The 12485-nt window shown below is 43.5% G+C and carries 9 protein-coding genes; 7 read left to right on the forward strand and 2 right to left on the reverse strand.

Annotation, left to right across the window (positions count from 1 at the left end; all coding sequences use genetic code 11):
- Positions 1–301: 301 nt before the first annotated feature.
- Positions 302–1252 carry a sugar kinase gene (locus tag NSS67_RS09555; RefSeq protein WP_339319320.1) on the reverse strand — a complete coding sequence of 317 codons (951 nt, stop codon included), beginning with the start codon at positions 1250–1252 and terminating at the stop codon, positions 302–304.
- A gap of 346 nt (positions 1253–1598) precedes the next feature.
- On the opposite strand from NSS67_RS09555, the gene NSS67_RS09560 reads away from it, so the two are divergent.
- The 6 genes from NSS67_RS09560 to NSS67_RS09585 all read left to right on the forward strand — a co-directional run bounded on the left by NSS67_RS09560 (position 1599) and on the right by NSS67_RS09585 (position 10368).
- Positions 1599–2240, forward strand: coding sequence for a bifunctional 2-keto-4-hydroxyglutarate aldolase/2-keto-3-deoxy-6-phosphogluconate aldolase (locus tag NSS67_RS09560; RefSeq protein ID WP_339319321.1), 642 nt, complete (start codon positions 1599–1601; stop codon positions 2238–2240).
- A gap of 183 nt (positions 2241–2423) precedes the next feature.
- Positions 2424–2714, forward strand: a complete 291-nt coding sequence (locus NSS67_RS09565; RefSeq protein WP_339319322.1) for a hypothetical protein — start codon at positions 2424–2426, stop codon at positions 2712–2714.
- Positions 2715–3016: 302 nt separating this feature from the next.
- Complete coding sequence (locus NSS67_RS09570; RefSeq protein ID WP_036677530.1) at positions 3017–3565, forward strand: sigma-70 family RNA polymerase sigma factor; 549 nt, start codon at positions 3017–3019, stop codon at positions 3563–3565.
- Complete coding sequence (locus tag NSS67_RS09575) at positions 3562–4812, forward strand: zf-HC2 domain-containing protein (RefSeq protein WP_339319323.1); 1251 nt, start codon at positions 3562–3564, stop codon at positions 4810–4812. The genes NSS67_RS09570 and NSS67_RS09575 overlap by 4 nt, the downstream gene beginning before the upstream one ends.
- A gap of 278 nt (positions 4813–5090) precedes the next feature.
- Positions 5091–6110, forward strand: coding sequence for a DNA polymerase III subunit delta (gene holA / locus NSS67_RS09580; RefSeq protein WP_339319324.1), 1020 nt, complete (start codon positions 5091–5093; stop codon positions 6108–6110).
- A 403-nt stretch (positions 6111–6513) separates the two neighbouring features.
- Positions 6514–10368, forward strand: a complete 3855-nt coding sequence (locus NSS67_RS09585) for a LamG-like jellyroll fold domain-containing protein (protein WP_339319325.1) — start codon at positions 6514–6516, stop codon at positions 10366–10368.
- Positions 10369–10931: 563 nt separating this feature from the next.
- Here NSS67_RS09585 and rpsT read toward each other — a convergent pair.
- Positions 10932–11204: a 30S ribosomal protein S20 gene (gene rpsT, locus NSS67_RS09590; protein ID WP_042130412.1), complete on the reverse strand. Its 273-nt coding sequence runs from the start codon at positions 11202–11204 to the stop codon at positions 10932–10934.
- A gap of 265 nt (positions 11205–11469) precedes the next feature.
- Here rpsT and gpr point away from each other — a divergent pair, with 265 nt between their 5' ends.
- On the forward strand, positions 11470–12471 hold the full coding sequence (gpr, locus tag NSS67_RS09595) for a GPR endopeptidase (protein WP_339319326.1): 1002 nt from the start codon (positions 11470–11472) through the stop codon (positions 12469–12471).
- The last annotated feature ends 14 nt before the right edge of the window (positions 12472–12485 follow it).

Here is a 12485-nt window from a genome sequence, read left to right on the forward strand (position 1 = left end):
AAATATACAGCTTTTTGTACAGATATCCACTTCTTGAAGTCAAAAAGCTGCAAATATACAGGAATATCCTCACTTATGACTCGGACACCTCTTCTGGACCAAGAATTACTGCAGATTTGCAGGAATTAACACTTTAGATATCCTCGGAGCATTTAAAGCTGTACTTTTGCAGGTTTATTCGTCGGGTTGGGTTGCCGGGTTATAGTTACTGCTTAGTCAACTTATATTTACGTAAAAAATGCCGTCTCACAATTTAATTGTGAGACGGCATTTTTTAATGGTGATACGCAAATTGTATGCACTACACTTCCTGCTGCATAAACTTCGCTAGCTCTTCACGGGTCGGAAGCCCATCCATATCGCCCGGCGACATGACGGCTAACGCACCGATCGCATTTCCGCGTTTGACGGCCTCAGCAATCGGAAGCTTTTCCAGCATCGCACTGATTACACCAACGGCAAATCCATCTCCTGCACCCACGGTGTCAACGACCTGCTCCACCTTGAATCCCCCTACATAACCTTCTCCTTCAGAAGATTTATAGTAAGCGCCTTCAGGTCCTAGCTTGATGACGACAAGAGAGACACCGCGTTCCAGATAAAAGTCTGCAATCTCTTCAGGCGTACTTAGACCTGTAAGGATTTTGCCTTCACCGAGTCCCGGAAGGAACCAATCGCAGCATGTAGCCAAATCGTTTATTGTGCTCACCATCGTTTCCGTATCCGGCCATAAGCTGGGGCGCAGGTTAGGATCAAGCGAGATTGTTTTTCCTTGTCTCTTCATAAATTCCATCGCGTGAATAGAATACTCATGACAGCTCTTGGATAAAGCGGCAGAGATGCTTGTTACGTGCAAATGTCCTGCGGAATTAAAGTATGCCTCGTCAAAATCAACCAGACTAAGCTTGGAGGCCGCGGAATTTTTGCGAAAGTATTCGACTTTAGGGTCGCCGGTAACAACCTTTGATTTGATTAACATACCCGTTGGATAGTCTTTAGTAAAAGTAATGTTCTCGGTATCGATGTTCTCGTGCTTCATAGCTTGAGAAATGAATTGACCAAAGCTATCTTCGCCAAGTTTCGTAACGTAGCCAGTAGGATGATTCAAGCGCGACAAGCCTGTAGCCACATTACTTTCTGCACCTGCCAACGCTTTGGAAAATGAAGATACCTCATGCAGAGGGCCGGTTTCATTGGCATAAAACATCGCCATCGGTTCCCCGAAAGTGACGGCATCCAGCTGTTTACTCATTCTTAGTTCCTCCTAGGGTAATGAATTTATCCCAGTATAATGATTGCTAATTTGAAATTATCACATAAATCGGTTTTGTACAATATCGGAATGATTATTAACCTGACATTATTTTTTGTAAAAAGAAACATAAAACTCAATAAAACCTTTATATATAAGGGTTTTTAATAGGTTTTTAAGTATCTTTTTCTCAAGCTCAATAAAAATGTATTGACTGTGAAGCGTAATCTTATTACTATTTCTGTATAGGGTTATTCATAAAAATTAGTAAATTTAATAAAAAAATTTATCTAAATTAGTATTTCATATTCATCTATGATCGTACCAAGAGAAAGGGAGTCTACTGATGAAGAAAATGAAAGTATTGCAGAATGTGGCGTCCGTTGGGGTTGTGGCGGTTATTCGTGCTGATAGTGCTGAGGAAGCTTTTAAAATGTCCGTTGCTTGTATCGAAGGCGGCTTGAATAATATTGAGGTAACCTTCACTACTCCGGATGCGGATGTGGCGATTAAACGATTGGTAGTAGAGTACGGAGATCGCGCAGTGATAGGAGCAGGGACTGTACTTGATCCATTAACGGCCAGAATAGCTATTCTTGCAGGCTCAGAATTTGTAGTAAGTCCATCTTTTGAAGTAGAAACAGCTAAGATGTGTAATCTTTATGGTATTCCTTACATGCCTGGCTGCATGACGTTGAGCGAAATGAAAGAAGCGCTGAAGTTTGGTGTGGATGTACTTAAGCTGTTCCCAGGCAGTGCTTTTGGACCGGATTATGTGAAAGCGGTTAAGGGACCTATGCCACATGTGAATATTATGCCGACAGGCGGCGTGGATCTGAATAATATGGAGAAGTGGATTGCGAACGGCTGTATAGCTGTAGGCATCGGGGGCAATTTGACTGCACCGGCGAAGGATGGTCGATACGATCAGATTACTGATCTTGCGGCACAGTATGTGGCGAAGTTTAAAGAGGTAAAAGGAATTTAATTCTGTTCGTTTCGTATTTCGAATAGATTGATTATTGAAGGTTGTGTAGCTGACAGATGTCAGTCATACAGCCTTTTTTTAATGTTTTTTTATGCTAATCACATTTTCTTACATTATATGTTATTCATAAAGTATAGAATGTGGACAAAGACAATAAACTATAAAGTAGGAGAGTCGTGATGCTTGACTAAACGTCAACGAATTGGAATCGTTTATTATCTGACCGGGAGTGAGTATATGCCTGCTTATAATGATAAAATGCTGTATCAAGCAGCTGATGAAGATGATGCCGAATACGTAGAAATTGAGTCGGCATTCCATGGTTGCAAGGTGACGGAAGGTCAGATCTATAGATTAGAACGAAATTACAATAATCCGCATATTTTTGAAAATGGAGAAGCATATGTTGTGGATGATGAAACAAGGGATAACTACGCCGTGTTCATGCTCTGCAAAATTGTGTTATATAAATAGAGTTATGTACTTATCCTTATATTTCTCTCTTAAATGCTTACCGTCCTTATAAGGCCGCGAAGGCGTTTATACTTGTGTCACTTTTGTTACAAAGTTATCCAAAAGAGTATTTGAATGATTGATGTTTCCCCTGTATGCTTAGTAGGAATTATAGACTGTGCTATGCGGAATAACGCTCTGTAACAGATGCGTTAACATGACGTGTTAAGAAAAGTTTGGTATTCTAAAAATATTAATTACAGGGTTGCAACAAATTCGCAGTCTTGCGCGTCAGTAAGATTGCATAGAGAGGGGGAACCTTCGTGGTGGAGCAGGGACTCATCAGAGCCGCTCAAGCGGGCGATCGCGACGCTCTAATCACCCTATTGCGAGAAATTGAAGGGCATGTATATAAGACAGCCTTCTACATTTTGCATAATGAACAAGATGCGCTGGATGCATCTCAGGAGGCCTTGATCCGGGTTTATACAAAAATCGGTTCATATGAAGAAAAGGCTCAGTTCAAAACGTGGGTTCAGCGAATCGTTACCAATATTTGCATTGATAAATTCAGAAGAACTAAACCTACAGTTTCAATTGATGAACATGAAATGGTGTTTCAGGATAAACACAATGTGGAACGCGAGGTTCTATCCTCTTATTTAGCTGAGGATATACGTGAAGCGATTGATCAATTGCCCGAGCATCATCGGACAGTCATCGTCCTGCGCTATTTACAAGATTTTTCTTACAACGAGATTGCAGACTGCCTAGATTTGCCTTTGAATACAGTGAAATCCTACCTGTTTCGGGCAAGACAGCAGCTGCAGAATAGACTTCAGGAGTACCAGAAAGGTGGTGTATCGGGATGAAATGCGCGGAGGTGATGGAATGGATGCACCGCTATTTAGACCAAGATTTGAGCCAAGATGAGATTGTTGAGATGTTCCGTCATATCGATAATTGTCCTTCCTGCGCGGAAGTCTTTGAGCGGCTGACACTTCTCTCCAAAGAGTTGGAGCAGTTGCCAGACGTGAAACCCCCGTTTAGTCTGGTTGACTCTATTTTACCTCAGCTTGCAGAATTGGATCGAAGCAGTCGTGAACAAAGCGCTGTTAGAACCGAGGAGCCAGTTGTAGTTCCATTCTCACGTGAAAGCTCCCGCGGTAAATCTTCCAAGGGAACCTCTATGGCAACACGGACAGGCATTGGAGCTATTGCAGCTGCTGTTATATTAGGGATCGCTATTTTTAATATGCCGGATAAAATGCCTGGGGCAGAGGTAGAACAAATGCTGCAGGATAGTAGTAAAGCGACCAGCGATAGTGCTAATAATATGGCTATTGAATCGCAAGCTCAAGCTTCTACTTCTGCTAATTCAGATGAGGCTGCGCCTGCTGATAGTGGAACGGATACCGGGACTTTTGCGGCTCCACCGGGTGATGATAACGCTGCATTAGATAGAGCGATGGGGCCGGTAGACCCTGCGTCGATGCCTACTCCAGCAGAAACTAATGCTCCATCTGGAGGACGATCGATACCAGAAGCATCTAATGGTGTGAAGCCTAATCCTACTGAAAAGGTTATGACGCCGAAGCCAGATACTGTAACGAAAGTTCAAACTCCGGATACAAGTGGCGGCAGTAATGATCGGTCCAAAGCTGATAAGAAGGAACAACCCGTAGAGATCGATAAAGGCATCGCAGCGGATTCAGCTGATCCAGCGTCTCCACCTGTGGAGGATTCATTAAAGATTTCGAATGATTTCGGACGAGGAGTTATGGGCTTTAACATTTCAAATGATTCTAATGTGCAGACTTGGACCTCCCCTGATGGGCAGTATGCTGTTGAGTTTGCTGGGCTGCAGCTTGTTATTTATAAGAACTCACAAGACTCAGTGGAAAATAGGTCGGCAATAACTTCTTATCCATTAGAAGGAAATTGGGTGTCTGGTGAGTGGTCGGCGGACAGCTCGCAGTTCACTTATGTGACTGAGAAAGATGGTGTTAGTATTACCAAGGTGTACACTGTACAGGAAGTAGGGAATACCTCTTCTGCTCCAGCTGCTTCGCCTTCGGCAACACCAGAGATTACACCGACTACATCATCAACAAATTAAAATGAGGCTGGAACATTTTTCGAAGCTTCAGAATATACTATTGCAACAGGACAGGAACTAGAGATTATAGGATTTACAGAACATCGGTATGACCGTCGGATGGGAAGTTTCTAGGGCTTCTCACTTCGTCGTTTATATAGATGCGCCGCTTAAACGGAGGAGCTTTGGCCATGGCTGCCAGAGTTTCTCCGTTTTTGCATGTGCATTTTTGTTGTTTTTTTTGCTACAATAGGACTCTGGGCAAATTGGGCTAGATGAATGGAAAAGGAAGTGGCGGAATGGATGCCAAAACGGCGATAAAAGAAATCAAACAAGGGAAAATCTCACCGCTGTATCTTTTGTACGGCAGTGAAAAATTTCGAATGAATGAATTTGCGGCATTGCTGGAGGACCAGCTGATTGCCAAAGAGGATCGTGATTTCGCGGTTATTCCCTTTGATCTCTCTGAGACGCCGGTGCAGGCTGTGGTAGAAGAAGCCGAGACTGTACCCTTTATGGTAGAACGTAAATTATTGCTGGTGCGTGACGCATCGTTATTTACAGCGGGAAAAGAAAATGCCAAACTTGAGCATCGTATAGATATTTTAAGTGATTATTTGCAGCATCCTGTAGATTTCAGTGTGATCGTGTTTATGGTGAATAATGACAAGCTAGACGAGCGTAAGAAAATTGTGAAGACTGTTAAATCAGTGGGCACGGTATTAGCCTTCAACCCGCTCGGAGCAGAAGAGTTGCTGCGGTGGGTGGAGAAAGGAATTCGTGAGCGAGGTTGTGCGATGGCACCTGGCACGGCAGAGATTCTTATAACCAATGCAGGGACAGGTTTGCAGGGTTTATCTGCGGAAATGGACAAGCTTTGTTTATTCGCTGGTAAGGGCGGAACCGTAAATGCAGAAGCAGTAGAGAGTCTGGTGCACCGCGGAACGGAACAAAATGTGTTCACGCTCGTGGAAGATATCGCAAATCTGCGTCTGGATAAGGCGCTTGATACGCTATATGAGCTGTTGAAACAGCGGGAAGAACCCATCAAGATTGCTGCGCTGATTGCGCGGCAATTCCGAATTATTTTGCAGGTTAAGGATTTATCAGCTCATAGTTATTCGCAAGGTCAAATTGCCTCGCAAATCGGACTGCATCCTTATGCAGTTAAGCTTGCAGGGGAACAGGCCCATAAGTTCTCAAGTGAACGTCTGCGGCAAATTTTAAGTGCGCTGGCTGATCTGGATTATAAGATGAAGACAGGGGCTATAGATAAAGTCCTGGGTCTGGAGCTGTTTATGCTGCGGCTTGCCGCCTAAAAGAATAGAATAGAAGTAAAAAGAGTGAATCCAGCAAATCGCGCTGGGTTTGCTCTTTTTTTGTTGTCACTAAATTCTTACCATTTAATAACATTCCGCTTACATTGCGATGACCCTTGCGACTTGGCATCAAGTTAGAATGAGTCCGAGAAAGAAATGGAAGGAGGATTATGCTATCAAATTCTTGTCATAGAACTGTCGTCAACTGCTGGCAATACGTTTTGTCAAGGATCGAGACAAGCATTACGCAGTTTCCGGAGCTGCTACTGCGCATAGTACTTCGATGATGTCGATGAGCTTATTATACAGTTTGAGCTTTAATTTATTGTGCGGGGTGTCCTGTCACAATGATCTCTATGATACCTATTAAGGGTTATTCAAACCCATCCAAAAGGAGTTTATTATGCAAACAAAACGTGTGATGAGACAAAGTGTAGCAACGATGTTTATTTTTCTAATCATGTTGTCTTCACTAAGTACGGTATGGGCTGCTGGCTCTGTTGAAGAGCGTGCAAGCTTAACATTTTCACCAAACGACTATGCTTTGATGGACAAATCAGTAGAGAAAATTCCGACAACAGCAGAAGTAATGGTCAAGTTGAGTCCAAATATAAATACAAGACAAGTCATTATTGGTAACTATAAAGATGGTTCTCAGAACAGCTGGTCGTTAGAGCTTACTGCTGACAATCGGCTTCGGTATTGGGAACAATACAAGGATGCGTCAGGTGTGCAAAGAAGTATTTCTGATTTATATGTAACGGGTGTGGATGTGGCGACTGATGAGTGGATGCAGCTCTCTGTTGTACGAAACATTGCCAATAAGAAAATTGAAGTTTATAAGAATGGGGCAAAAGCTTTTGAACGTGCAGTTACTTATATTGCTCCAGATAACACGGCTTCAACGTTACCTATGTATGTGGGCACGGATTACAGGAAGAGCATGTGGTTAAATGGAGAAATTTCTGAGATTCGTCTTTGGAACACTGCTCGCACGCCGGAAGAAATTAGCCAATATACATCAACTAAGTTGACTGGCGCAGAACAAGGGCTGGCTCACGCTTGGAGACTGCACAGTGACAACATTTCTCCTTCGACAATTTTCAGTGATCTGGTAAATACCAATCCAATTAAGATTACAGCAGAGGGATTTGAAGCGAAAATTGTTGGAGGTGAGGTTGATTACTCGCACACATTTAGTGCGTCTGGTGTAAGCTTTGCAAGCAGCGATGTACAACTAGCTATGAAGAATAAATTGCCAGCTGTCCCAAGGACGATTGAAACCATGGTCAAGCTGCCGAAGGATTTAAAGGTTGCTGGCGGCGTTGTTGTGGGGAATTATATGAACGCAGGGTATTATGACTATGATTTGCCTTATTTCAATTTTGAGGTTACTGCAAAAGGTGAACCAAGATTATATTGGAAGAAGAAAGGCGTTATTCAAGATACAGTAATTTCTGGTGTGGACTTGCGCCAGGATAAATGGGTACATGTCGCGATGACGTTCGATGATTTAAAGGACGAAGTTAAGCTTGTTATTAATGGTAATCTTATAGCGACTGTCCCTAATAATACGTTCCAACCAGACACCCCTGCCCAACCGCTTAAAATCGGTGGCGATTATCGGTTCGGTAACAATCAATATTTTAAAGGGGAGATTGCAAATGTTCGTCTATGGTCAACAGTCCGTACTGTAGAAGAAATTGCGGCAAATATGGAAGTTGAACCGACGAATTCAACGGCTTTATTAGGTAGTTGGAAACTGGATGCGGTAGCGAACGGTGTTTATGCAGACATCTCCTCAAATGGAAACGATGTATCAACATTCGCCGATTGGATTGAACCAAATTTTGCAAAGGGCGATTACAGCATGGTCGTTCTGCCTGATACGCAATTTTTGACGGAGTCTTATGCTAATAAATACTACGAGATGATGGACTGGATTAAAGAAAATAAGTCTATGTATAATATTCAGGCTGTAATGAGTTTGGGGGATATTGTCAATACACCTAGCAGTGCGACGCAATGGCAGGTCGCCCAGAATGGTTTTAACGTGTTAGATAATCTTGTTCCCTATACCCTTCTGCCTGGTAATCATGATATGTCGATGAATTTGGATCGTACGGCAGTGAACTACAATAAGTACTTTCCGTACTCCAAGTTCTCGCAATTGTCCCACTTCGGTGGTGCGTATAAAGAAGGATACATGGATAATGTGTACTACTACGTTACAGTTGGTGATCGGGAGTATATGATATTCAGTGTGGCCTTTGCGCCGACGGCTGATATTCTAGAATGGGCTGATAAGCAGATCGCGGCGCATCCAGAGAAGAATGTAATTATAACAACGCACTCGTATATGTACTGGAACGGTGAACAATTGTCCAATAAGTATACTGACTACCCGTCTAAATATATTAGTGATGCTAAAGATGCTGATGTATTCTGGAATGAGGTTGTGAGCAAACATAAGAATGTCAATCTTGTTTTGTCTGGTCATATTGGCTATCCTGACTTGGTAAACCGCACGGACACTGGTATTAATGGGAATACTGTTAATCAAATGCTGGCAGATGCGCAAGGGCTGGATGCCTCAGATGGTGGATATGCCATGCTCATGATGTTAACTTTCCATAATGACAGTAATCAAGTCGATGTGAATTGGTATTCTAGCGATAAAGACAAATTATATCGAGACAGAAATCAGTTCTCCATTGAAATGGAGCATGTGAAGACACTAAAGTCGGTTGAGAGCTTGTCAGTTATTCAGGCTACTTATGGAACGGCTAAAGAAGATATCAACTTGCCAAAGACGATATCTGTGCAGCTAAGTAATGGCGAGCAGATAGACGTACCGGTGACTTGGAACAGCGAAACGTATGACGCCACTACTGAGGGGACATATTTGTTTACTGGGACGCTTGCGATTCTAAATGACGTTTTTAATCCGAAAAATATAACAGCATCCATTTTTGTTACTGTAGAAAATGAGGATACTGGAGGAACAACGCCAGGTGAAAATCCGGGAACTGGAGGAGGAACAACGCCAGGTGAAAATCCGGGAACTGGAGGAGGAACAACGCCAGGTGAAAATCCGGGAACCGGAGGAGGAACAACGCCAGGTGAAAATCCGGGAACTGGAGGAGGAACGACGCCAGGCGAGAATCCGGGAACTGGAGGAGGAACAACGCCGGGTGAAAATCCGGGAACTGGAGGAGGAACGATGCCAGGCGAGAATCCGGGAACTGGAGGAGGAACGACGCCGGGTGGCAATCCATCCACAGGTGGAGGCGTAACTACCGTTGGAAGTTCGACCATAGGTAGTGTCGTAACTTCTAATCAAGCCGAAGGTGAAAAAGAGACGAGTAGCACCGAAAAAAGCACGTTGGGAAATGGTGCTAAAGTTGATAAGGTGACAGATAACAAAACTGGCGACGTCCAGATGACGATTACCGGTAAAGACGGCACGGTGACTCTAGTAAATATACCTAAATCATCAGCTGATGTTACTGCTAAGATCACACTTCCTTCTGGAGTGAACCATGCAGTTGTATCCATTCCGGTGACGAATCCATTAGCTGGAACAGTCGCGGTTATAGTAAAAGCTGACGGAAGTGAGGAAGTAATCAAAACATCTGTAATTAATAATGGCATTCTATATGTACCAGTCGATGGAAGTGTAACTATTAAAATAGTGAATCGCAATCAATCGTTTGCGGATATTCAGAATGATCTCTGGTATTCAGAAGCAGTAGCGTTTGCTACAAGTCATGATTTGTTTACGGGAACAAGTGATACCACCTTTAATCCCGACAATCTGATGACACGGGGGATGTTAGTAACTGTGCTCCAGAGATTATCTAACGGTAAAGCAGAGGAGTCGGCTCAATTCACGGATGTAATGTCTGGACACTACTTCGTTGACGCAGTAGCTTGGGCTTCTGAGAATGGAATTGTTTCTGGAACTGGTAATGGAAAGTTTGCGCCGAATGACAATATCACTCGTGAGCAGCTAGCTGCTATTCTCTATCGCTATGCAGGTGCATCCGCAACCAGCGCTAGTGATGTGCAACTAACATATTCTGATAGTGATAGAGTGTCTGAATGGGCTCAGGATGCAATGAATTGGGCTGTGAAGTCAGGGCTAATCTCTGGAAAAGGAAATGGGCTGCTAGATCCTACTGGAGGGGCAACACGCGCGGAAGTTGCACAGATCATATTGCGTTATTGTAAATATGTGATGAATACAGAGGCTTAATGCAGGGCAATAATAAGTCAAATGAATAGATAAATATATGCGACAAAGAGTAAGTCCAGGGTTATCACACTGGATTTTCTCTTTTTTTTACGTAAAAGTAAGGCTTGACCAAAGATGTGAGCGGCACGATGTGGCTTAAAGAGGCTAATGGTTTGATGGTTGACTATGTAATATCGATAACTGTTGATACCTGATGATTAAACCTGCAAAAGTACATCTTTTAATGATATGAGGAGGACTGGAGCATGAATTCCTGCGAATCAGCAGTTATTTCTTCTCCGGAAGAAGCTTTCGAGTCATAAATAAGGAGATTCCTGCATATAAGCAGGATTTGGACTTCATGAAGCAGATACCTGCTTAAAAAAACTGTATATTTGCAGGTTTCTCAAGTCTAGCGAGAGTTACGCAGCAGAAAGTATGGGCGAATGAAGGGGATGGGATTTTACATGGTGGGATGTGAGCCGTGGGCATATGGAAGTTTTTTGTACCTCGAAGACACAAAAAAACCCAACCGTATGAAACATAGCGGTCAGGTTCTTCAATTGCTCATTATGAATGTCGTCCTAGGCTTGAGCCTTAAGAGCGTTCAATTTCTTCGCCAAGCGGGATTTTTTGCGGGCAGCCGCATTTTTATGAACCAGACCTTTAGTTACGGCCTTGTCCAGCTTTTTGGAAGCAGCTTGGAAAGCAGCTTGAGCAGTTTCAACTTCCGTACCTGTCAGTGCTACATCAGCAGTTTTCACAGCTGTACGAAGCGCGGATTTTTGGGAAGCGTTCAGTGCACGGCGTTTTTCGTTCGTGTTTACGCGTTTAACCGCGGATTTAATATTTGGCATTGCATTCACCTCCTGTAAGACATTCGAAATCATTATCAAATGATTCACAACTTAAAATAGTTTAGCATGACCGGTAGCAAAAAGCAATACTTAAAGCTTTCAAATTAAACCATCTTAGCCTGCATAAACAGTGGCTTTCTCTCGCACACTATCGACAAAAGAGCATAGGCAGAAGCCTGCAATTTGAGTTTTGTTCGAAGTAACTCAATTGTCCGAAGTAACTCAAAGAAGTATATGCTTACAAAACTTTTAGGAGGCTGGAACAATGGAACCGGATCTGCGGCTATATTCAGTGAGAACGGACTTGGCGCTAGAGGCAAAGGAAATGGCCCAAGGACCACAAAGGACGCCAATCCCTGGTGTGAACGAAGAAGTGGAAGAGTCAGATGGGATAAAAGTTACCCGTCTTGGTGTAGCTAATGCTGCCGGATCACAGGCGATAGGCCGCGCGATTGGGAATTATGTCACGCTTGAGGTACCAGCATTGCGCAATGGAGATACCGGCTTGCAGCAAAAAGTAGCTGAAGTCTTTGCTCGCGAATTTGAAGACTTCCTAACCAGAATTGGGATTGGTAAAGATGCATCTGTGCTGATCGTTGGACTTGGTAACTGGAATGTGACTCCAGATTCACTGGGTCCGCTAGTCGTGGAGAATGCGCTCATTACTCGCCAATTTTATGAGCTCGTGCCGGATCAGGTCTCTCCAGGCTATCGCAAGGTCAGTGCTATTGCTCCTGGGGTATTAGGATTGACAGGTATCGAGTCAAGTGAGGTTGTGCAGGGGATCGTAGATCGTACAAAGCCGGATCTCATCATCGCCATTGATGCGCTGGCATCCCGTTCGCTGGAACGGATCAATACGACGATTCAAATTGCCGATATCGGTATCCATCCTGGATCTGGGATTGGCAATAAGCGGCGCGGATTGACGCAGGAAATTCTGGGTGTCCCTTGTGTGGCCATCGGTGTTCCTACAGTTTGCTATGCTTCGACCATTGTAAATAATGTACTGGAGATGATGAAGAATCATTTCGGGCAAGGGGCTGGTCACACTAAGGAAATCATGGGGATGCTGGACGATATTTCCGAGCAGGAGCGATTGTCTCTAGTGAAGGAAGTGCTTGAGCCACTTGGACATGATTTGATCGTTACACCTAAGGAAATCGATGAATTTATTGAAGGCATCGCCAATATTGTAGCCAGTGGTCTAAATGCGGCTCTACATGATGCGGTCGATCCTGAGAATGTTGGCGCTTATACCCACTAATTGAATCATAGCTA

Source organism: Paenibacillus sp. FSL R10-2734, from assembly GCF_037963865.1.
GTDB lineage: Bacteria > Bacillota > Bacilli > Paenibacillales > Paenibacillaceae > Paenibacillus_AQ.